The organism is Streptomyces flavochromogenes (assembly GCF_000717595.1).
GTDB lineage: Bacteria > Actinomycetota > Actinomycetes > Streptomycetales > Streptomycetaceae > Streptomyces > Streptomyces flavochromogenes.
Genome location: NZ_JNZO01000006.1, coordinates 363,343 through 385,558 on the forward strand (window position 1 = coordinate 363,343; position 22,216 = coordinate 385,558).

Consider the following 22,216-nt stretch of genomic DNA (forward strand, 5'->3'; position numbering starts at 1 on the left):
CGCGATGTTCCGCCGCACGTTCTGGTTCACGGCCGGCGCAGCCGCCGGCGTGTGGGCCACCACCAAGGTCAACCGGAAGCTGAAGCAGCTGACCCCCGAGAGCCTCGCGGCGCAGGCGGCGAACAAGGCGATCGAGACCGGCCACCGCCTCAAGGACTTCGCCCTCGACGTGAGGGCGGGCATGGTCCAGCGGGAGGCCGAGCTGGAGGAGGCCCTCGGCCTCGACGCACCCGTCGAGCCGGGCACGGCCCAGGCCCGGGAGCTTCCGGAGCCGCGCCGCAGGGGCGCGCTCGGCCCCACCCCGTACACCACGCGTTCAATCCCCACGATCTCGTACAACCGGAATGAGGACCACTGATGGAGTCGGCTGAAATCCGCCGCCGCTGGCTGAGCTTCTTCGAGGAGCGCGGGCACACCGTCGTCCCTTCGGCGTCGCTCATCGCGGACGACCCGACTCTGCTGCTCGTCCCCGCCGGCATGGTGCCCTTCAAGCCCTACTTCCTGGGCGAGGTCAAGCCGCCCTTCACGCGCGCGTCCAGCGTGCAGAAGTGCGTGCGTACGCCGGACATCGAAGAGGTCGGCAAGACGACCCGCCACGGCACGTTCTTCCAGATGTGCGGCAACTTCTCCTTCGGCGACTACTTCAAGGAAGGCGCCATCAAGCTCGCCTGGGAGCTGCTGACCACCCCGGTGGAGCACGGCGGCTACGGGCTTGAGCCGGAGAAGCTCTGGATCACCGTCTACCAGGAGGACGACGAGGCCGAGCAGATCTGGCGCGACGTCGTCGGCGTCCCCGCCGAGCGCATCCAGCGCCTCGGCAAGAAGGACAACTACTGGTCCATGGGCGTCCCCGGCCCCTGCGGCCCGTGCTCCGAGATCAACTACGACCGCGGCCCCGAGTTCGGCGTCGAGGGCGGCCCGGCCGTCAACGACGAGCGGTACGTGGAGATCTGGAACCTGGTCTTCATGCAGTACGAGCGCGGCGAGGGCACCGGGAAGGACGACTTCCCGATCCTCGGCGAGCTGCCGTCGAAGAACATCGACACGGGCCTCGGTCTCGAGCGCCTGGCGATGATCCTCCAGGGCGTCCAGAACATGTACGAGACGGACACCCTCCAGGTCGTCATCGACAAGGCCACCGAGCTCACCGGCGTCGCCTACGGCAAGGCCCACGACAGCGACGTCTCGCTGCGCGTGGTCGCCGACCACATGCGTACGTCCGTCATGCTCATCGGCGACGGCGTCACCCCCGGCAACGAGGGCCGCGGCTACGTGCTGCGCCGCATCATGCGCCGCGCCGTCCGCAACATGCGCCTGCTCGGCGCCACCGGCCCGGTCGTCCAGGACCTCGTCGACACCGTGATCGACACGATGGGCGAGCAGTACCCGGAGCTGGTCACCGACCGCAAGCGCATCGAGACGGTCGCCCTGGCCGAAGAGGCCGCCTTCCTGAAGGCCCTCAAGGGCGGCACGAACATCCTCGACACCGCCGTGACCGAGACCAAGGCCGCCGGCGGCACGGTCCTCTCCGGCGACAAGGCGTTCCTGCTCCACGACACCTGGGGCTTCCCGATCGACCTCACCCTGGAGATGGCCTCCGAGCAGGGCCTCTCCGTGGACGAGGACGGCTTCCGCCGCCTGATGAAGGAGCAGCGGGACCGGGCCAAGGCCGACGCCAAGGCCAAGAAGACCGGTCACGCCGACATGACCGCGTACCGGGAGATCGCCGACAGCAACGGCGCCACCGAGTTCACCGGCTACACCAACCTGGAGGGCGAGACCACGGTCGTCGGTCTCCTCGTCAACGGCGTCTCCTCGCCGGCCGCCTCCGAGGGCGACGAGGTCGAGGTCGTCCTCGACCGCACCCCGTTCTACGCCGAGGGCGGCGGTCAGATCGCCGACCAGGGCCGGATCAAGCTGCACAGCGGCGCGGTCATCGAGATCCGTGACGTCCAGCAGCCCGTCCCCGGTGTCTCCGTGCACAAGGGCTCCGTGCAGGTCGGCGAGGTGACCGTGGGCGCCACCGCCTACGCCACCATCGACGTGCGCCGCCGCCGGGCCATCGCCCGCGCCCACTCGGCCACCCACCTGACCCACCAGGCGCTGCGCGACGCCCTCGGCCCGACGGCCGCCCAGGCCGGTTCCGAGAACCAGCCCGGCCGCTTCCGCTTCGACTTCGGCTCGCCGAACGCCGTCCCCGGCACGGTCCTCACCGACGTCGAGCAGAAGATCAACGAGGTCCTCTCGCGCGAGCTGGAGGTCCACGCCGAGGTCATGCCGATCAACGAGGCCAAGCGCCAGGGCGCCATCGCCGAGTTCGGCGAGAAGTACGGCGAGCAGGTCCGCGTCGTCACCATCGGCGACTTCTCCAAGGAGCTGTGCGGCGGCACGCACGTCGGCAACACCGCCCAGCTGGGCCTGGTGAAGCTGCTCGGCGAGTCCTCCATCGGCTCCGGCGTGCGCCGTATCGAGGCCCTCGTGGGTGTTGACGCCTACAACTTCCTCGCCCGCGAGCACACGGTCGTCGCCCAGCTCCAGGAGCTCGTCAAGGGCCGTCCGGAGGAGCTGCCGGAGAAGATCTCCGCCATGCTCGGCAAGCTGAAGGACGCCGAGAAGGAGATCGAGAAGTTCCGCGCGGAGAAGGTCCTCCAGGCCGCCGCCGGTCTCGTCGACTCCGCCCAGGACATCCGCGGCCTCGCCCTCGTCACCGGCCAGGTCCAGGACGGCACGGGCGCCGACGACCTGCGCAAGCTGGTCCTCGACATCCGCGGCCGCTTCCCGTCCGACCGTCCGGCCGTCGTCGCCCTGTTCACCACGGCCAACGGCAAGCCGCTCACGGTCATCGCCACCAACGAGGCCGCCCGTGAGCGCGGTCTCAAGGCCGGCGAGCTGGTCCGCACGGCTGCCAAGACCCTGGGCGGCGGTGGCGGCGGCAAGCCGGACGTCGCCCAGGGCGGCGGCACGAACCCGTCGGCCGTCGGCGAGGCCATCGCCGCCGTCGAGCGTCTCGTGGTGGAGACGGCGTGACGATGCGTCGCGGCCGCCGCATCGCGGTCGACGTCGGGGACGCCCGGATCGGGGTCGCCTCGTGCGACCCCGACGGGGTCCTCGCCACGCCGGTGGAGACCGTGCCGGGACGCGATGTCCCGGCCGCCCACCGACGGCTCCGCCAGATCGTCGAGGAGTACGAGCCGATCGAGGTCGTCGTGGGCCTGCCCCGCTCGCTCAGCGGGCGGGAGGGTCCGGCCGCGACCAAAGTCCGTGCCTTCGCCGGGGAGATGGCCAAGGGCATCGCACCGGTGCCGGTCCGGCTGGTCGACGAGCGGATGACCACCGTCACCGCGACCCAGGGGCTGCGGGCCTCCGGAGTGAAGGCCAAGAAGGGGCGGTCCGTCATCGATCAGGCCGCCGCTGTGATCATCCTTCAGAACGCTCTTGAGTCCGAACGGGTATCAGGTAATCCGCCTGGCGAGGGCGTCGAAGTGGTCATCTGATCGCGATACGGTAACGTCTCGCGCGATGCGGCGGTGTTCGAACAGCTGCCGCACTACGTAGAGGCGGATCGTCCGGAAGCCTCGCGGCTGTTTTGGGGATCGATGACTGAGTATGGCCGGAGCTCCGGCTCCGAACCGTGGCACCCCGGGGACCCGCTGTTCGGGGACCAGGGGTGGGAGGGCCAGCAGCAGCACTACCCGCACCCGCAGCAGGCGAACCAGTACGGCCAGGGCGCTCACGGCTACCAGGACCCGTACGGGCAGGGCGGCCAGACCGGCCAGGTCCCGCAGGCGTACGAGGGCGACCCGTACCAGCAGAACCAGCAGCAGCAGCATGCGCAGCAGCAGTACCAGCAGCAGCCGCAGGGGTACGTGGATCCGCAGGCGCAGTACCAGCAGCAGGTGCAGCAGCACGCCGCGCAGCAGCAGTACCAGCAGGCGTACGAGCAGCAGCACCAGCAGTACCAGCAGCAGTACGGGTCGGGGTACCAGGGCCAGGGCGAGTACGACACGCCCGGGCACCTCGGACAGCAGTACGACGGCAACTGGGAGACGAGCCAGGCGGCGATGCCGTACGGCGGGACTCCGGCCGATCCGTACGGCGGCCAGAACCCCGACCTGTACGGCACGCCCGAGGCGTACCCCCCGCCCCAGCCTCCCGGCCGCCGGCAGAACCCGCCGGAGCCGGTCATCGACTGGGCGCCGGAGGAAGAGGCCCGCCCGGAGCCGGAGGAGGAGAAGCACCCCTTCTTCACCGGCCAGGAAGGCCCGGACGACGACGAGTACGACGACGAGTACGACGAGGAGCCGGGCCGCGGCCGGGGCTCCCGCGACGGCGACCGCGAACGCCGGAGCAAGGCGAGCAAGCGCAAGGGCAAGAACGGCGTGGCCTGCCTGGTCGTCGCACTCGTCCTCGCGGGCGGCGTCGGCGGCGTCGGCTACTTCGGCTACCAGTTCTGGCAGGGCCAGTTCGGCGCGGCGGAGGACTACGCGGGCGGTGGCTCGGGCGAGGTCCAGGTCGAGATCCCGAAGGGCGCGCTGGGCAACGAGATCGGCAACATCCTGAAGAAGGCGGGCGTCGTCAAGAGCGTCGACGCCTTCGTGTCCGCGCAGCAGAAGAACCCCAAGGGCATCTCGATCCAGGCGGGCGTGTACACGCTCAAGAAGGAGATGTCGGCGGACAGCGCGGTGACGCTGATGCTGAACCCGGCCAGCCAGGCCAACCTGATCATCCCCGAGGGCAGGCGGAACGCCTGGGTCTACGAGAAGCTCGATCAGCGTCTGGACCTCAAGCCGGGCACCACGAAGGGCATCGCGCTCGCGAAGGCGGACAGCCTCGGCCTCCCGGAATGGGCCCAGAAGCACCCCGACATCAAGGACCCGCTGGAAGGATTCCTCTTCCCGGCGAGCTACCCGGTCGGGAAGGGCAGCAAGCCCGAGGACGCGCTGCGCAAGATGGTCGCGCGCGCGAACCAGGAGTACGCCAAGCTCGAGCTCGACGCGAGGGCGAAGGGGCTCGGCGTCAAGGGGCCGTGGGAACTCCTCACCATCGCCAGCCTGGTCCAGGCCGAGGGCAAGACGCACGAGGACTTCCGCAAGATGTCCGAGGTGATCTACAACCGCCTCTCGCCGGACAACCGCGAGACGTTCCAGTTGTTGCAGTTCGACTCGACCCTGAACTACCTGAAGGGTCAGAGCGAGATCAAGATCTCCGAGAAGGAGACCCAGACCAACACCGACCCGTACAACACCTACAAACACAAGGGCCTGCCGCCCGGTCCGATCAGCAACCCGGGCAACGACGCCCTCGCCGCCATGCTCGACCCGACGAAGGACGGCTGGATCTACTTCGTCGCCACCGACGGCATGAGCAAGACCGAATTCGCCAAGACGCTCGCCGAGCACCAGAAGCTCGTCGACAAGTTCAACGCGGGGAGCTGACGATGACCCTGGCACGCCGCGCGGCGGTCCTCGGCTCGCCGATCGCGCACTCGCTCTCCCCGGTCCTGCACCGGGCCGCGTACGCCGCGCTCGGCCTCGACGACTGGGCGTACGAACGCTTCGAGGTCGACGAGGCCGGGCTGCCCCGCTTCGTCGGCGAGCTGGACGACAGCTGGGCCGGGCTGTCGCTGACCATGCCGCTCAAGCGGGCGATCATCCCGCTGCTCGACGGGATCAGCGACACGGCCGCCTCGGTCGAGGCCGTGAACACGGTCGTCTTCCGCGAGGACGGTCGCCGGGTCGGTGACAACACCGACATCCCCGGCATGCTCGCGGCCCTGCGGGAGCGGGGCGTCGAGAAGGTGGAGTCGGCGGCGGTCCTCGGGGCCGGCGCCACCGCCTCCTCCGCGCTCGCCGCACTCGCCCGGATCTGCGACGGACCCGTCACCGCGTACGTGCGGAGCGAGGCGCGGGCCGAGGAGATGCGAGGCTGGGGCGAGCGGCTCGGCGTGGAGGTCCGTACGGCCGCCTGGGACGACGCGGCGGAGGCCTTCGCCTCCCCGCTGGTCGTCGCGACCACCCCCGCCGGTACGACGAACGCCCTCGCGGGCACCGTCCCCGATGCCGTCGGCACCCTCTTCGACGTCCTGTACGACCCGTGGCCGACGGCGCTCGCCGCGGCCTGGTCCGACCGCGGCGGCAAGGTGGTCGGCGGACTCGACCTCCTCGTCCACCAGGCCGTCCTCCAGGTCGAGCAGATGACCGGCGTCCCCAGGGCGCCGCTCGCGGCGATGCGCGCGGCGGGGGAGCAGGCCCTGGCGGCCCGTTAGGGCCACCGAGGGTCGGACCGAGCGGGCGCGCGGCGGAGGGACCGTCGCGGGGCCCGGCCGGGCGGTCGGGAGTCCGCCAGGGCCGGCTCGTGTCCGGGCCGAGAGCGCCGAGATCGTCCAGAACGGCGGGATCCGCGTCCGACAGCTGGACCGGAGGACGGGTTCGTCCCGCGGACGTGGGAGGATCAGGGATGGCGGGCCAGGGCCGCGCACCCGGTCGCGCCGTCGCAGTACCCAGGCGCGAGCATGAGGAGCATCGTTGAGCAGGTTGCGTTGGCTGACCGCTGGGGAATCCCACGGACCCGCGCTGGTCGCGACACTGGAGGGCCTTCCCGCCGGCGTCCCGGTCACCACTGAGCTGGTGGCGGACCACCTCGCGCGGCGACGCCTCGGCTATGGGCGTGGCGCCCGGATGAAGTTCGAGCAGGACGAGATCACCTTCCTGGGTGGAGTCCGGCACGGGCTCTCCCTCGGTTCCCCGATCGCCGTCATGGTCGGCAACACCGAGTGGCCCAAGTGGGAGAAGGTCATGGCGGCCGACCCGGTCGACCCCTCCGAGCTCAAGGAGACGGGCCGCAACGCCCCCCTGACCCGGCCGCGCCCCGGTCACGCCGACCTCGCCGGCATGCAGAAGTACGGCTTCGACGAGGCCCGGCCCATCCTGGAGCGCGCCAGCGCCCGGGAGACCGCCGCCCGTGTCGCCCTCGGCGCGATCGCCCGCTCCTTCATCAAGGAGACCGCGGGCATCGAGATCGTCTCGCACGTCGTCGAACTGGCCGCCGCGAAGGCGCCGTACGGCGTGTACCCGACCCCCGCCGACGTCGAGAAGCTCGACGCCGACCCGGTCCGCTGCCTCGACGCCGACGCGTCGAAGGCGATGGTCGCCGAGATCGACCAGGCCCACAAGGACGGCGACACCCTCGGCGGTGTCGTCGAGGTGCTGGCCTACGGCGTTCCCGTCGGCCTCGGCTCCCACGTCCACTGGGACCGGCGTCTCGACGCGCGGCTCGCCGCCGCCCTCATGGGCATCCAGGCCATCAAGGGCGTCGAGGTCGGCGACGGCTTCGAGCTGGCCCGCGTGCCCGGCTCCAAGGCCCACGACGAGATCGTGAAGACCGAGGAGGGCCTCAAGCGCACCTCCGGCCGCTCCGGCGGCACCGAGGGCGGCCTGACCACCGGCGAGCTGCTGCGGGTCCGCGCCGCGATGAAGCCCATCGCGACCGTGCCGCGCGCCCTCGCCACCGTCGACGTCGTCACCGGCGAGGCCACCCAGGCCCACCACCAGCGCTCCGACGTCTGTGCGGTCCCCGCGGCCGGCATCGTCGCCGAGGCCATGGTCGCGCTCGTCCTCGCGGACGCCGTCGTCGAGAAGTTCGGCGGCGACAGCGTCCCCGAGACCCGCCGCAACGTGCGGTCGTACCTCGAGAACCTGCGCATCCGGTGACCGGCGGTCCCCTGGTCGTCCTCGTCGGGCCCATGGGCTCCGGCAAGTCCACGGTGGGCGCGCTCCTGGCCGAACGGCTCGGCGCGCCCTACCGGGACACCGACGCCGACATCGTCGCCGCCGAGGGCCGAGAGATCTCCGACATCTTCATCGAGGACGGCGAGGAGCACTTCCGCGCCCTGGAGCGGGACGCGGTCGCCGCGGCCCTCGCCGGGCACGAGGGCGTCCTCGCCCTCGGCGGTGGTGCGATCCTCGACGCCGGAACCCGTGCCCTGCTCGCCGGGCTGCCCGTCGCGTACCTCTCGATGGACGTCGACGAGGCGGTCCGGCGCGTCGGCCTCAACACCGCGCGCCCGCTGCTCGCCGTCAATCCGCGCCGCCAGTGGCGCGAGCTGATGGAGGCGCGCCGCCATCTGTACACCGAAGTCGCGCGGGCCGTCGTCACCACCGACGACCGCACCCCCGAAGAGGTCGCGGGCGCGGTCCTCGCGGCACTGGATCTGAAGAAGGACGCATGACGACGGACCAGGAAGTCACCCGTATCCACGTCGCGGGCAGTGCCGGCACGGATCCGTACGAGGTGCTGGTCGGCCGGCAGCTGCTGGGCGAGCTCCCGGCCCTCATCGGCAACCAGGCCAAGCGGGTCGCCGTGATCCACCCGGAGGCGCTCGCCGACACCGGTGAGGCGCTCCGCGCGGACCTCGCCGAGCAGGGCTACGAGGCGGTCGCCATCCAGGTGCCGAACGCCGAGGAGGCGAAGACCGTCGAGGTCGCCGCCTACTGCTGGAAGGCGCTCGGCCAGACCGGCTTCACCCGCAGCGACGTCATCGTGGGCGTCGGCGGCGGCGCCACCACCGACCTGGCCGGCTTCGTCGCCGCGAGCTGGCTGCGGGGCGTCCGCTGGATCGCCGTACCGACCACCGTCCTCGCGATGGTCGACGCGGCCGTCGGCGGGAAGACGGGCATCAACACCGCCGAGGGCAAGAACCTCGTCGGTGCCTTCCACCCGCCCGCCGGCGTCCTCTGCGACCTGGCCGCGCTCGACTCGCTGCCGGTGCACGACTACGTCAGCGGACTCGCGGAGATCATCAAGGCCGGCTTCATCGTCGACCCGGTGATCCTCGACCTCATCGAGGAGGACCCGCAGGCGGCCCGTACCCCCGCCGGTCCCCACACCGCCGAGCTGCTCGTCCGCTCGATCCGGGTCAAGGCCGAGGTCGTCTCCGGCGACCTCAAGGAGGCCGGCCGCCGGGAGATCCTCAACTACGGCCACACCCTCGCCCACGCGATCGAGAAGAACGAGCGGTACAAGTGGCGCCACGGCGCCGCCGTCTCCGTCGGCATGGTCTTCGCCGCCGAGCTCGGCCGTCTCGCCGGGCGCCTCGACGACGCCACCGCCGACCGGCACCGCGCGATCCTGGAGTCCGTCGGACTGCCGCTCACCTACCGCGGCGACCAGTGGCCCAAGCTCCTGGAGACCATGCGGGTGGACAAGAAGTCCCGCGGCGACCTGCTCCGCTTCATCGTCCTCGACGGGATCGGCAAGCCGACCGTCCTGGAGGGCCCCGACCCGGCGGTCCTGATCGCCGCGTACGGCGAGGTGTCCGCGTGAGCGAGCCCCGTCCCGTTCTGGTGCTCAACGGCCCCAACCTGGGCAGGCTCGGCTCCCGCGAGCCCGACATCTACGGCGCCACCTCCTACAAGGGGCTCGTCGAGTCCTGCAGGACCCTCGGCGCGGAGCTCGGCTTCGACGTCGAGGTCCGGGAGACGAACGACGAGGGCGAGATGATCCGCTGGCTGCACGAGGCGGCGGACCGCTCGATCCCGGTGGTGATCAACCCGGGTGCGTTCACGCACTACTCGTACGGGATGCGGGACGCGGCCGCCCAGCGGACCGCGCCGCTGATCGAGGTCCACATCTCGAACCCGTACGCCCGGGAGGAGTTCCGGCACACCTCGGTCGTCGCGGCCGTGGCGACCGGGACGGTCGCCGGGTTCGGGATCGGTTCCTACCGGCTGGCGCTGCGGGCGCTCGCCGAGGAACTGACGGGCTGACAGGGCACCAGGGGGAGGCCCCGGCCGTTCCCCCTGCGGGGGCCGGGGACGGTAACGTTCCGGCGCACCGGATAACCGGCTACAACAGGCGTACGAGACGGAGTGGGACCGGATGCAGCACGCAGTGGGGGGTCCGCTGCCACCGCCGGAGCGACCGGGCCGGGCGACCGGCCCCGGCACCGGCCCGGGACTCGTTCCCGATTCCGCTTCCGCGCCCGGGAGCGCCCCGGGGCGCGGCACCGGCCCGGGACCCGGAGCCGGGGCCGGGCCCGTGTCCGCCGCGGCCGGGAGCGCCCCGGGAGAGCGGCCGCCGATACCGCCGGCTCCGCCCGGCGCCCCGTACTCGAGTCCTCCCGCCGGATCCCGGCTCGGCGTGCACCCGACCGTCCAGAGCGGCGCGCCCCGGCCTCCGCACGCCGCCCCGCCTCCGCACTCCGCGCCTCCCGCGGGGCCCGGGACGCCCGGCTGGGGCCGTTCCGGAGCCGTACCGCAGCATTCCGGCGGTCCGCAGCACCCGGGCGGATCGCAGTACCCCGGCGGGCAGCCCCCGCGCGCCGACCTCACAGGCCACGTGCCCCTGCCGCCCGTAAGCGCGCCGCTCGCGCCCGCCGTGGAGCACGGCGGCGGCACCGGGGCCGCGACCCTCGCCGTGCTGCTGATCGGCCCGGCGGGCGCCGGCAAGACCACCGTCGCCCGGCACTGGGCGCAGCGCCGCCGGGTGCCCACCGCGCACATCAGCCTCGACGACGTCCGCGAGTGGGTCTGCTCGGGCTTCGCCGACCCGCAGTCCGGGTGGAACGAGCACTCCGAGGCGCAGTACCGGCTCGCCCGCCGCACCTGCGGCTTCGCCGCGCGCAACTTCCTCGCCAACGGCATCTCCTGCATCGTCGACGACGCCGTCTTCCCCGACCGGCCCGTCGTCGGCCTCGGCGGCTGGAAGCGGCACGTCGGCCCCGGGCTGCTGCCCGTGGTGCTTCTGCCCGGTCTGGAGATCGTCCTGGAGCGCAACGCCGAGCGCAGCGGCAACCGGCGCCTCTCGGACGAGGAGGTCGCCGCCATCCACGGCCGGATGGCCGGCTGGTACGGCTCCGGCCTGCCGATCATCGACAACTCCACGTACGACGTCGAGACCACCGCCCGCGTCCTCGACGACGTCCTGGCCCGCGCGATCGCCAGCCCGCCCACCTGGTGACCTCCGGGCCGGGCTCGGGAGGCCCGGCCCGGGGCGCACGCCCACGACCTGGCGGGGTTCCCGCCCGGTCGGCCGTCCTGAACAGGCCACCGCGCCCCGCTGCTCGTACGCTCGGAGCATGTCAGAGGTGTATGCGGACCGCCGTGTACGGCTGCGCGATCGGTGCGCGGCCGCGGGCAGCCCGGCGGCCCTGGTCTCCCGCCCTGCCAACGTCCGCTATCTCGCGGGCGGCTCGCCGCCGGGCGCGGTCCTCCTCGTCGGGCCCGAGCCCGAAGCGGACATGCTGCTCTGTCCGGTCGCGCCCACCGGCGAACCGGCCGACGGACGGCTCGACGAACTTCTCCGCCGGCAGGTGCTGCCCGCGGGCGGAGGCGATCCGGCCGTCGCCGCGATCGATCTCGCCCGCCGGGCGGGCGCCGACGCGCTGGCGGTCGAGGAGCACGATCTGACCGTGACCCGGCACCGGGCCATGGCCGCCGTCGCGCCCGGACTGCGCCTCGCCGACCTCGCGTGCGCCGTGGAGCAGCTGAGGATCGTCAAGGACGAGGACGAGATCGCCTGTCTCCGGATCGCCGCCGAGATCGCCGACCAGGCGCTCGGAGAGCTCCTGGAGTCGATCCTGGTGGGGCGGACCGAGCGGCACCTCGCCCTGGAGCTGGAGCGGCGGCTCGTCGACCACGGTGCCGACGGGGCTGCCTTCCCGACGTCGGTGGCGACCGGTCCCCATTCCGGCCGCCGGGGACACCGGCCCTCCGACCGCCGGGTCGAGGAGGGCGATTTCCTCTCGGTCTGCCTCGGTGCCGACTACCGCGGCTACCGCTGTGAGATCGGCCGTACCTTCGTCATCGGCACGACGCCGGCCGATTGGCAGATCGAGCTGTACGAGCTCGTCTTCGCCGCTCAGCGGGCCGGTCGGGAGTCTCTCGCACCGGGAGCCGAGTACCGCGACGTGGACCGGGCGGCCCGCCAGATTCTGGACTCGGCGGGGCACGGAGAGGCCGCCGTACCCCTCACCGGGCACGGCGTGGGGCTCGAAATCGACGAGGACCCGCAGCTCTCACCCTCGGCCATGGGTAAACTGGACGCTTGTGTGCCGGTCACCGTCGAACCGGGGGTTCACCTCCCGGGACGGGGCGGGGTCCGGATCGATGACACGCTCGTCGTGCGCCAGGAGGCGGACGGCGGACCCGAGCTACTCACCATCACGACCAAGGAGCTGCTCGCGCTGTAGGGCGCGGACGTCTCCGCGGTCCCGCGTCAGTCCAGGAGATTCCGCAACCGTGGCTTCCACGAACGACCTCAAGAACGGCATGGTGCTCAAGCTCGACGGGGGCCAGCTCTGGTCCGTCGTCGAGTTCCAGCACGTCAAGCCCGGCAAGGGCCCGGCCTTCGTGCGCACCAAGCTCAAGAACGTGCTGTCCGGCAAGGTCGTCGACAAGACCTTCAACGCCGGCGTGAAGGTCGAGACGGCCACCATCGACCGCCGCGACATGCAGTTCTCCTACATGGACGGCGACTACTTCGTCTTCATGGACGAGCAGACCTACGACCAGCTGATGGTCGACCGCAAGTCCGTCGGCGACGCCGCCAACTTCCTCATCGAGGGCTTCACCGCCTCCGTCGCGCAGCACGAGGGCGAGGTGCTCTACGTCGAGCTCCCGGCCGCCGTCGAGCTGACGATCAAGCACACCGACCCGGGCGTCCAGGGCGACCGCTCCACCGGCGGCACCAAGCCCGCGACGCTGGAGACCGGCCACGAGATCCAGGTCCCGCTCTTCATCACCACCGGTGAGAAGATCAAGGTCGACACCCGCACCAGCGACTACCTCGGCCGGGTGAACAAGTAACCGTGGCCGCTCGGAGCAAGGCCCGCAAGCGCGCCTTCCAGATCCTCTTCGAGGCGGACCAGCGTGGTGCCTCCGTCCAGGAGGTTCTCGCGGACCAGGTCCGGCACGCGCGGTCGGACGACCGCCAGCCGCCGGTGAACGACTTCACCATGCAGCTGGTCGAGGGCTACGCGTCCCACGTGGCTCGGATCGACGAGCTCATCGCGACCTACGCGGTGGACTGGGACCTCGACCGGATGCCGGTCGCCGACCGGAACATCGTGCGCCTCGGTGCGTACGAGCTGATCTGGGAGGACGGCACGCCGGACGCGGTCGCGATCGACGAGGCGGTGCAGCTCGCCAAGGAGTTCTCCACGGACGAGTCCCCGACCTTCGTCAACGGTCTGCTGGCGCGCTTCAAGGACTTGAAGCCGCGTCTGCGCCGGGACGCGGACGTCTGAGTCCGAAGACGTCACCGGCAGTCGAAGGGGCCCGCAGCACTCGTGCTGCGGGCCCCTTCGGCGTGTTCCCGGCTCATCGTTCGCGACGGCGAGAGCGGCGGGGTCGCGACGGCGGGAGGACCGGGGTTCGCGACGGTGAGAAAGCAGCCGCTGAGAAGGACGGTGAGAAAGCAGCCGGGGAGAAAGCAGCGGGGGAGAAAGCAGCCGGGCCCGTGGACGTCGGATGACGTCCACGGGCCCGGCGGTACGTTTCTGCTGGTTCCCCGGAAGGGGTCAGTTCTCCTCGTGGGCGACCGCGCGGCGCGCGTCGGCATCGAGGACGCCCCAGCTGATGAGCTGCTCGGTGAGGACCGAGGGGGACTGGTCGTAGATCACGGCGAGGGTACGCAGGTCGTCCTGACGGATCGACAGCACCTTGCCGTTGTAGTCGCCGCGCTGCGACTGGATCGTCGCCGCGTAGCGCTGGAGCGGGCCGGCCTTCTCCTGGGGGACGTGCGCCAGACGCTCCAGGTCGAGGACGAGCTTCGGCGGCGGCTCGGCGGCCCCGCCCGGCGTGGTGCCCGGCAGGAGCTCCTGCACCGGCACCCCGTAGAAGTCGGCCAGCTCGGCAAGACGCTGCACGGTCACCGCGCGGTCGCCGCGCTCGTACGAACCGACCACCACGGCCTTCCAGCGGCCCTGGGACTTCTCCTCCACCCCGTGGAGCGAGAGACCCTGCTGGGTGCGGATGGCACGGAGTTTGGCCCCGAGCTGCTTTGCGTATTCGCTGGACATAACGCTCCCGGACGCTGTGACGACATGCGGCTGCGCCGCGCGGCTGGTAACTCACTGTGAGGTTACGCAGCGTTACTCTTTCCCGTCAAGCCGAACGGTCCGTACCGCCCCCTCCCGGGGGACGGTGCCCGGAGTGGCGCCAGGGGTGCGAGGGAGGCCTCCGTCCACCCCTGGTATCGTTGACGTCGCAAATCCGACGTCCTTTAAGAGCCGTCCCGTGAGGCGGAGAAGGAGGTCCGTTTCTTCATGGACACCCAGCAGCAGTACGGCGACGACGCGCGGCCCGTTCTCGAGGCCCCGGACATCGCGCGGGTCCTGACCCGCATCGCACACGAGATCGTCGAGCGCGCCAAGGGCGCAGACGACGTGGTTCTCCTCGGCATTCCCACCCGCGGTGTCTTCCTCGCCCGCCGGCTCGCCGAGAAGCTCGAATCGATCACCGGCACCAAGATCCCGGTCGGATCCCTGGACATCACCATGTACCGGGACGACCTGCGGATGAAGCCGGCCCGTGCCATCGGCCGCACCGAGATCCCCGGTGACGGCATCGACGGCCGCCTGGTCGTCCTCGTCGACGACGTGCTCTTCTCCGGCCGCACCATCCGCGCCGCCCTCGACGCCCTCGGCGACATCGGCCGCCCCCGTGCGGTCCAGCTCGCCGTCCTCGTCGACCGCGGCCACCGCGAGCTTCCGATCCGCGCCGACTACGTCGGCAAGAACCTCCCCACGTCGCTGCGGGAGACGGTCAAGGTCCAGCTCGCCGAGGAGGACGGGCGCGACACCGTCCTGCTCGGCGCCCGGCCCACCGCCTAGCCGGACCGGCTTTCCCCCGCGGGGCCGGGGCACCCCCCTGCGCCCCCGCATGCCCTCACACCTCCCCACCACGGAGAGACACCCCGATGATGCGTCACCTCATCTCGGCCGCCGACCTCACCCGCGACGACGCCGTCCTGATCCTCGACACCGCCGAGGAGATGGCCCGGGTGGCCGACCGGCCCATCCGGAAGCTGCCGACCCTGCGCGGCCGGACCATCTGCAACCTGTTCTTCGAGGACTCCACCCGGACCCGGATCTCCTTCGAGGCCGCCGAGAAGCGCCTCTCCGCCGACGTGATCAACTTCGCGGCCAAGGGCTCCAGCGTCTCCAAGGGCGAGTCCCTCAAGGACACCGCGCAGACCCTGGAGGCCATGGGCGTCGACGCGGTCGTCATCCGTCACGGCGCCTCCGGGGCCCCGTACCGACTCGCCACCTCCGGCTGGATCGACGCCCCCGTCATCAACGCCGGCGACGGCACCCACCAGCACCCCACCCAGGCCCTCCTGGACGCCTTCACCATGCGCCGCCGCCTGGTCGGCCGGGACGCCGGGCTCGGCCGCGACCTCGAGGGCAGGCGGATCACGCTCGTCGGCGACGTCCTGCACAGCCGGGTCGCCCGCTCCAACGTCGACCTGCTGCACACCCTCGGCGCCGAGGTCACCCTGGTGGCCCCGCCCACCCTGGTCCCCGTCGGCGTCGAGACCTGGCCCTGCGAGATCTCGTACGACCTCGACCGCGTGCTGCCGAAGTCCGACGCGGTCATGATGCTGCGTGTGCAGCGCGAGCGGATGAACGCCGCCTTCTTCCCCACCGAGCGCGAGTACTCGCGCCGGTACGGGCTGGACGGCGAGCGGATGGCGAGGATGCCCGAGCACGCCATCGTCATGCACCCCGGCCCCATGGTCCGCGGCATGGAGATCACCGCCGAGGTCGCCGACTCCGACCGCTGCACGGTCGTCGAGCAGGTCGCCAACGGCGTCTCCGTCCGGATGGCGGTCCTCTACCTGCTTCTGGGCGGCAACGACTCCGCCGTCACCCACACCCGTACCGAGGAGAACAAGTAACCATGAGCAAGACTCTTATCCGCGGTGCGCAGGTGCTGGGCGGCGCCGTCCAGGACGTGCTGATCGACGGCGAGACCGTCGTCGAGGTCGGTACCGGTCTCTCCGCCGAGGGCGCCACCGTGATCGAGGCCGACGGCCAGATCCTGCTGCCCGGCCTCGTCGACCTCCACACCCACCTGCGCGAGCCCGGCCGCGAGGACTCCGAGACCGTCCTCACCGGCACCCGTGCCGCCGCCTCCGGCGGCTTCACGGCCGTCTTCGCCATGGCCAACACCCACCCGGTCGCCGACACCGCCGGTGTCGTCGAGCAGGTCTACCGGCTCGGCAAGGAGTCCGGCTACTGCGACGTGCAGCCCATCGGCGCCGTCACCGTCGGCCTGGAGGGCAGGAAGCTCGCCGAGCTCGGCGCCATGCACGACTCCGCCGCCGGCGTCACCGTCTTCTCCGACGACGGCAAGTGCGTCGACGACGCCGTGATCATGCGCCGCGCCCTGGAGTACGTGAAGGCCTTCGACGGCGTCGTCGCCCAGCACGCCCAGGAGCCCCGCCTCACCGAGGGCGCCCAGATGAACGAGGGCATCGTCTCGGCCGAGCTCGGTCTCGGCGGCTGGCCGGCCGTCGCCGAGGAGTCGATCATCGCCCGCGACGTCCTCCTCGCCGAGCACGTCGGCTCCCGCGTCCACATCTGCCACCTCTCCACCGCCGGCTCCGTCGAGATCGTCCGCTGGGCCAAGTCCCGCGGCATCGACGTCACCGCCGAGGTCACCCCGCACCACCTCCTCCTCACCGACGAGATGGTCCGGAGCTACAACCCGGTCTACAAGGTCAACCCGCCGCTGCGCACCGAGAAGGACGTCCTCGCGCTCCGCGAGGCGCTGGCCGACGGCACGATCGACATCGTCGCCACCGACCACGCCCCGCACCCCCACGAGGACAAGGACTGCGAGTGGGCCGCGGCCGCCATGGGCATGGTCGGCCTGGAGACCGCGCTCTCCGTCGTCCAGCAGACGATGGTCGAGACCGGCCTCCTCGACTGGGCCGGCGTCGCCGACCGGATGTCCTTCGCGCCCGCCCGCATCGGACGGGCCAAGGGCCACGGACGACCCGTCTCGGCTGGTGAGCCCGCGAACCTGACGCTGGTCGATCCGGCTTACCGTGGTGTCGTGGACCCCGCGGACTTCGCCTCCCGCAGCCGAAACACCCCCTACGAGGGCCGTGAGCTGCCGGGACGCGTCACCCACACCTTCCTGCGGGGCCGGGCAACGGTCGTGGACGGGAAGCTGGCGTGACACCACTCATCGCAATCGCCGCAGAGGCTGCCGATCAGAAGTCGGCGGAGGTGACCGACTGGGCCGGACGGCTCGGCTGGGTCGCCGGACTGCTGCTCTTCATCGCCTTCGTGTACTGGCTGATGCGCCAGGGCTGGAAGTGGCGCGGCAGCCTCCAGTCGGACCTCCCCGAACTCCCCACCGCGCCCGAGACGGCCGGTACGGCGACACTGACTCTCAGCGGGCGCTACCACGGCTCCACGACCGCCGGGCAGTGGCTCGACCGGATCGTGGCCCACGGCCTCGGCACCCGCAGCCGCGTCGAGCTCACGCTCACCGACGCCGGGCTCGCGGTCGTACGCCCCGGGGCGAACGACTTCTTCGTCCCGGCCGAGGCCCTGCGCGAGGCCCGCCTCGACAAGGGCATCGCGGGCAAGGTCCTCGCCGAGGGCGGCCTGCTGATCGTCACCTGGACGCACGGCGGCACGCTGCTCGACTCGGGCTTCCGGTCCGACCGGGCGGCCGAGCACACCGCCTGGGTCGAGGCCATCAACTCCATGACCACCACGACGGAAGGCATCGCACGATGACGACCTCCACCCGGGGAACCAGCAAGGTTCCCGCCGTACTCGTCCTGGAGGACGGCCGCATCTTCCGCGGCCGCGCCTACGGGGCCGTGGGGGAGACCTTCGGCGAGGCCGTGTTCTCCACCGGCATGACCGGCTACCAGGAGACCCTCACCGACCCGTCGTACCACCGCCAGGTCGTCGTCATGACCTCCCCGCACGTCGGCAACACGGGCGTCAACGACGAGGACCCCGAGTCCGGCCGCATCTGGGTCTCCGGCTACGTCGTCCGCGACCCCGCCCGCGTCTCCTCCAACTGGCGCGCCCGGCGCTCGCTGGACGAGGAGCTCCGCGACCAGGGCGTCGTCGGCATCTCCGGCGTCGACACCCGCGCCCTCACCCGCCACCTGCGCGAGAGCGGCGCCATGCGCGTCGGCATCTTCTCCGGCAGCGCGCTGCCCGACGAGGGCACCATGCTCGCCGAGGTCCGCCAGCAGCCCGAGATGAAGGGCGCGGACCTCTCCGCCGAGGTCGCCACCAAGGAGACGTACGTCGTCCCCGCGATCGGCACCAAGAAGTTCACCGTCGCCGCGATCGACCTCGGCATCAAGGGCATGACCCCGCACCGCATGGCCGAGCGCGGCATCGAGGTCCACGTGCTGCCCGCCACCGCGACCGTCGAGGACGTGTACGCGGTCGCCCCGGACGGCGTGTTCTTCTCCAACGGCCCGGGCGACCCGGCCACCGCGGACGGCCCCGTCGCCCTCATGCAGGCGGTCCTGGAGCGCAGGACGCCGCTGTTCGGCATCTGCTTCGGCAACCAGATCCTCGGCCGCGCGCTCGGCTTCGGCACCTACAAGCTGAAGTACGGCCACCGGGGCATCAACCAGCCGGTCCAGGACCGTACGACCGGCAAGGTCGAGATCACCGCGCACAACCACGGCTTCGCCGTCGACGCGCCCCTCGACCAGGTCTCCGAGACCCCCTTCGGGCGTGCCGAGGTCTCGCACGTCTGCCTGAACGACAACGTCGTGGAAGGCCTCCAGCTGCTCGACCAGCCGGCCTTCTCCGTGCAGTACCACCCCGAGGCGGCCGCGGGCCCGCACGACGCCGCGTACCTCTTCGACCGCTTCGTATCCCTGATGGAGGCCGAGCGTGCCTAAGCGCACCGATATCCAGTCCGTCCTGGTCATCGGCTCCGGCCCGATCGTCATCGGCCAGGCCGCCGAGTTCGACTACTCGGGTACCCAGGCCTGCCGCATCCTCAAGGCCGAGGGCCTGCGGGTGATCCTGGTCAACTCCAACCCGGCCACGATCATGACCGACCCGGAGATCGCCGACGCCACGTACGTCGAGCCGATCACCCCCGAGTTCGTCGAGAAGATCATCGCCAAGGAGCGCCCCGACGCCCTCCTGCCCACCCTCGGCGGCCAGACCGCGCTCAACACCGCGATCTCCATGCACGAGCAGGGCGTCCTGGAGAAGTACGGCGTCGAGCTCATCGGCGCCAACGTCGAGGCCATCAACAAGGGCGAGGACCGCGACCTCTTCAAGGGCGTCGTCGAGGCCGTCAAGGCCAAGATCGGCTACGGCGAGTCCGCCCGCTCGGTCATCTGCCACTCGATGGACGACGTCATCAAGGGCGTCGACACCCTCGGCGGCTACCCCGTCGTCGTCCGCCCCTCCTTCACCATGGGCGGCGCCGGCTCCGGCTTCGCCCACGACGAGGAGGAGCTGCGCCGCATCGCCGGCCAGGGCCTGACGCTCTCCCCGACCACCGAGGTGCTCCTGGAGGAGTCCATCCTCGGCTGGAAGGAGTACGAGCTGGAGCTGATGCGCGACAAGAACGACAACGTCGTGGTCGTCTGCTCCATCGAGAACTTCGACCCGATGGGCGTCCACACCGGCGACTCGATCACCGTCGCCCCGGCGATGACCCTCACCGACCGCGAGTACCAGCGGCTGCGCGACATCGGCATCGCGATCATCCGCGAGGTCGGCGTCGACACCGGCGGCTGCAACATCCAGTTCGCGATCGACCCGGTCGACGGCCGGATCATCGTCATCGAGATGAACCCGCGCGTCTCCCGCTCCTCGGCGCTCGCCTCCAAGGCGACCGGCTTCCCGATCGCCAAGATCGCGGCCCGTCTCGCCGTCGGCTACACGCTGGACGAGATCCCGAACGACATCACGGAGAAGACCCCGGCGTCCTTCGAGCCCACGCTCGACTACGTCGTCGTCAAGGCTCCGCGGTTCGCCTTCGAGAAGTTCCCCTCCGCCGACTCCACGCTGACCACGACCATGAAGTCGGTCGGCGAGGCCATGGCGATCGGCCGCAACTTCACCGAGGCCCTCCAGAAGGCCCTGCGCTCCCTGGAGAAGAAGGGCTCGCAGTTCACCTTCGTCGGCGAGCCCGGCGACAAGGCCGAGCTGCTCCGCGACGCGGTCCGTCCGACCGACGGGCGCATCAACACCGTCATGCAGGCCATCCGCGCCGGAGCCACCCCGGAGGAGGTCTTCGACGCCACGAGGATCGACCCGTGGTTCGTCGACCAGCTCTTCCTGATCAAGGAGATCGCCGACGAGCTGGGCGCCGCCGACAAGCTCAACCCGGAGATCCTCGCCGAGGCCAAGCGCCACGGCTTCTCCGACGCCCAGATCGCCGAGATCCGCGGTCTGCGCGAGGACGTCGTCCGCGAGGTCCGGCACGCCCTCGGCGTCCGCCCGGTCTACAAGACGGTCGACACCTGCGCCGCCGAGTTCGCCGCCAAGACGCCGTACTTCTACTCCTCGTACGACGAGGAGACCGAGGTCGCGCCCCGCACCAAGCCCGCGGTGATCATCCTGGGCTCCGGCCCGAACCGCATCGGCCAGGGCATCGAGTTCGACTACTCCTGTGTCCACGCCTCCTTCGCCCTGAGCGACGCCGGCTACGAGACCGTGATGGTCAACTGCAACCCGGAGACCGTCTCGACGGACTACGACACCTCCGACCGCCTGTACTTCGAGCCGCTGACGCTCGAGGACGTGCTGGAGATCGTCCACGCCGAGACCCTCGCGGGCCCCGTCGCCGGTGTCGTCGTCCAGCTCGGCGGCCAGACCCCGCTGGGCCTCTCGCAGGCGCTCAAGGACAACGGCGTGCCGGTCGTCGGCACCTCCCCGGAGGCCATCCACGCCGCCGAGGACCGCGGCGCCTTCGGCCAGGTCCTCGCCGACGCGGGCCTCCCGGCCCCCAAGCACGGCACCGCGACCACCTTCGCCGGCGCCAAGGCCATCGCCGACGAGATCGGCTACCCCGTCCTCGTACGCCCCTCGTACGTGCTCGGCGGCCGCGGCATGGAGATCGTGTACGACGAGACCCGCCTGGAGTCGTACATCGCCGAGTCCACCGAGATCAGCCCCACCCGGCCGGTCCTGGTCGACCGCTTCCTCGACGACGCCATCGAGATCGACGTCGACGCCCTCTACGACGGCCACGAGCTCTACCTCGGCGGCGTCATGGAGCACATCGAGGAAGCCGGCATCCACTCCGGCGACTCGGCCTGCGCCCTGCCCCCGATCACCCTCGGCGGCTTCGACATCAAGCGCCTGCGCGCCTCCACCGAGGCCATCGCCAAGGGCGTCGGCGTGCGCGGCCTGATCAACATCCAGTTCGCCATGGCCGGCGACATCCTCTACGTCCTCGAGGCGAACCCGCGGGCCTCGCGGACCGTCCCCTTCACCTCGAAGGCGACCGCCGTCCCGCTCGCGAAGGCCGCCGCCCGCATCTCGCTCGGCGCCACCATCGCCGAGCTGCGCGCCGAGGGCCTGCTGCCGAAGACCGGCGACGGCGGCACCCTGCCGCTCGACGCGCCGATCTCCGTCAAGGAGGCCGTGATGCCGTGGTCGCGCTTCCGCGACGTGCACGGCCGCGGCGTCGACACGGTCCTCGGCCCGGAGATGCGCTCCACCGGCGAGGTCATGGGAATCGACGCGGTCTTCGGCACGGCGTACGCCAAGTCGCAGGCCGGCGCCTACGGCCCGCTGCCCACCAAGGGCCGCGCGTTCATCTCCGTCGCCAACCGCGACAAGCGCTCGATGATCTTCCCGGCGCGCGAGCTCGTCGCCCACGGCTTCGAGCTGCTCGCCACCTCCGGCACCGCCGAGGTCCTCAAGCGCAACGGCATCAACGCCACGATCGTGCGCAAGCTGAGCGAGGGCGAGGGCCCGAACGGCGAGAAGACGATCGTCCAGCTCATCCACGACGGCCAGGTCGACCTGATCGTCAACACCCCGTACGGCACCGGTGGCCGCCTCGACGGCTACGAGATCCGTACGGCCGCGGTGGCGCGCAGCGTCCCGTGCCTCACCACGGTCCAGGCGCTCGCCGCGGCCGTCCAGGGCATCGACGCGCTCAACCGGGGCGATGTCGGGGTCCGCTCGCTCCAGGAACACGCGGAACACCTGACCGCGGCCCGCGACTAGCAACCCACGAGGGGGACACCG

20 protein-coding genes are annotated in these 22,216 nt (G+C 71.3%); 19 read left to right on the forward strand and 1 reads right to left on the reverse strand.

Annotated features, from left to right (window positions below):
* The first annotated feature begins 4 nt into the window (after positions 1 to 4).
* The 13 genes from IF00_RS0109410 (at position 5) to nusB (ending at position 13,243) form a co-directional block, all read left to right on the forward strand.
* Positions 5 to 358, forward strand: coding sequence for a DUF6167 family protein (locus tag IF00_RS0109410; RefSeq protein WP_030316273.1), 354 nt, complete (start codon positions 5 to 7; stop codon positions 356 to 358).
* The gene (gene alaS, locus IF00_RS0109415) at positions 358 to 3,027 is read left to right on the forward strand and encodes an alanine--tRNA ligase (RefSeq protein ID WP_030316275.1); all 2,670 of its coding nucleotides are present in this window, start codon (positions 358 to 360) and stop codon (positions 3,025 to 3,027) included. The genes IF00_RS0109410 and alaS overlap by 1 nt, the downstream gene beginning before the upstream one ends.
* Before the next feature lie 2 nt (positions 3,028 to 3,029).
* Complete coding sequence (ruvX, locus tag IF00_RS0109420) at positions 3,030 to 3,494, forward strand: Holliday junction resolvase RuvX (protein WP_030316278.1); 465 nt, start codon at positions 3,030 to 3,032, stop codon at positions 3,492 to 3,494.
* Positions 3,495 to 3,596: 102 nt separating this feature from the next.
* Positions 3,597 to 5,435 carry an endolytic transglycosylase MltG gene (gene mltG, locus IF00_RS0109425; protein ID WP_030316280.1) on the forward strand — a complete coding sequence of 613 codons (1,839 nt, stop codon included), beginning with the start codon at positions 3,597 to 3,599 and terminating at the stop codon, positions 5,433 to 5,435.
* A 2-nt stretch (positions 5,436 to 5,437) separates the two neighbouring features.
* Complete coding sequence (locus IF00_RS0109430; protein ID WP_030316282.1) at positions 5,438 to 6,265, forward strand: shikimate dehydrogenase; 828 nt, start codon at positions 5,438 to 5,440, stop codon at positions 6,263 to 6,265.
* A gap of 259 nt (positions 6,266 to 6,524) precedes the next feature.
* Complete coding sequence (aroC, locus tag IF00_RS0109435; protein ID WP_030316284.1) at positions 6,525 to 7,709, forward strand: chorismate synthase; 1,185 nt, start codon at positions 6,525 to 6,527, stop codon at positions 7,707 to 7,709.
* Positions 7,706 to 8,227 carry a shikimate kinase gene (locus IF00_RS0109440; protein ID WP_030316286.1) on the forward strand — a complete coding sequence of 174 codons (522 nt, stop codon included), beginning with the start codon at positions 7,706 to 7,708 and terminating at the stop codon, positions 8,225 to 8,227. The genes aroC and IF00_RS0109440 overlap by 4 nt, the downstream gene beginning before the upstream one ends.
* Positions 8,224 to 9,321 (forward strand): 3-dehydroquinate synthase, encoded by a 1,098-nt coding sequence (aroB, locus tag IF00_RS0109445; RefSeq protein ID WP_030316288.1) that lies wholly within the window; start codon positions 8,224 to 8,226, stop codon positions 9,319 to 9,321. The genes IF00_RS0109440 and aroB overlap by 4 nt, the downstream gene beginning before the upstream one ends.
* On the forward strand, positions 9,318 to 9,764 hold the full coding sequence (aroQ, locus tag IF00_RS0109450) for a type II 3-dehydroquinate dehydratase (protein WP_030316291.1): 447 nt from the start codon (positions 9,318 to 9,320) through the stop codon (positions 9,762 to 9,764). Before aroB ends, aroQ begins: the two co-directional genes overlap by 4 nt.
* Positions 9,765 to 10,137: 373 nt before the next feature.
* Positions 10,138 to 10,956, forward strand: coding sequence for an AAA family ATPase (locus IF00_RS0109455; RefSeq protein WP_030316293.1), 819 nt, complete (start codon positions 10,138 to 10,140; stop codon positions 10,954 to 10,956).
* Between the two features lie 118 nt (positions 10,957 to 11,074).
* A complete protein-coding gene (locus tag IF00_RS0109460; RefSeq protein WP_030316295.1) occupies positions 11,075 to 12,187 on the forward strand; it encodes an aminopeptidase P family protein in 1,113 nt (370 codons plus the stop codon).
* 49 nt (positions 12,188 to 12,236) lie between these two features.
* Positions 12,237 to 12,803: an elongation factor P gene (efp, locus tag IF00_RS0109465; protein WP_030316297.1), complete on the forward strand. Its 567-nt coding sequence runs from the start codon at positions 12,237 to 12,239 to the stop codon at positions 12,801 to 12,803.
* A 2-nt stretch (positions 12,804 to 12,805) separates the two neighbouring features.
* Complete coding sequence (gene nusB / locus IF00_RS0109470; protein WP_030316299.1) at positions 12,806 to 13,243, forward strand: transcription antitermination factor NusB; 438 nt, start codon at positions 12,806 to 12,808, stop codon at positions 13,241 to 13,243.
* 273 nt (positions 13,244 to 13,516) lie between these two features.
* On the opposite strand, the gene bldD is transcribed toward nusB, so the two are convergent.
* Positions 13,517 to 14,017: a transcriptional regulator BldD gene (bldD, locus tag IF00_RS0109475; RefSeq protein ID WP_015032294.1), complete on the reverse strand. Its 501-nt coding sequence runs from the start codon at positions 14,015 to 14,017 to the stop codon at positions 13,517 to 13,519.
* A 246-nt stretch (positions 14,018 to 14,263) separates the two neighbouring features.
* Between bldD and pyrR the strand changes: the two genes are divergently transcribed.
* The 6 genes from pyrR (at position 14,264) to carB (ending at position 22,195) form a co-directional block, all read left to right on the forward strand.
* On the forward strand, positions 14,264 to 14,830 hold the full coding sequence (pyrR, locus tag IF00_RS0109480) for a bifunctional pyr operon transcriptional regulator/uracil phosphoribosyltransferase PyrR (RefSeq protein WP_030316301.1): 567 nt from the start codon (positions 14,264 to 14,266) through the stop codon (positions 14,828 to 14,830).
* A gap of 86 nt (positions 14,831 to 14,916) precedes the next feature.
* The gene (locus IF00_RS0109485; protein WP_030316302.1) at positions 14,917 to 15,897 is read left to right on the forward strand and encodes an aspartate carbamoyltransferase catalytic subunit; all 981 of its coding nucleotides are present in this window, start codon (positions 14,917 to 14,919) and stop codon (positions 15,895 to 15,897) included.
* Between the two features lie 2 nt (positions 15,898 to 15,899).
* Positions 15,900 to 17,186, forward strand: coding sequence for a dihydroorotase (locus IF00_RS0109490; RefSeq protein WP_030316304.1), 1,287 nt, complete (start codon positions 15,900 to 15,902; stop codon positions 17,184 to 17,186).
* Positions 17,183 to 17,755 (forward strand): PH-like domain-containing protein, encoded by a 573-nt coding sequence (locus IF00_RS0109495; RefSeq protein WP_030316306.1) that lies wholly within the window; start codon positions 17,183 to 17,185, stop codon positions 17,753 to 17,755. The genes IF00_RS0109490 and IF00_RS0109495 overlap by 4 nt, the downstream gene beginning before the upstream one ends.
* Complete coding sequence (gene carA, locus IF00_RS0109500; RefSeq protein WP_030316308.1) at positions 17,752 to 18,894, forward strand: glutamine-hydrolyzing carbamoyl-phosphate synthase small subunit; 1,143 nt, start codon at positions 17,752 to 17,754, stop codon at positions 18,892 to 18,894. The genes IF00_RS0109495 and carA overlap by 4 nt, the downstream gene beginning before the upstream one ends.
* Positions 18,887 to 22,195, forward strand: a complete 3,309-nt coding sequence (gene carB, locus IF00_RS0109505; protein ID WP_030316310.1) for a carbamoyl-phosphate synthase large subunit — start codon at positions 18,887 to 18,889, stop codon at positions 22,193 to 22,195. Before carA ends, carB begins: the two co-directional genes overlap by 8 nt.
* Positions 22,196 to 22,216: the final 21 nt, after the last annotated feature.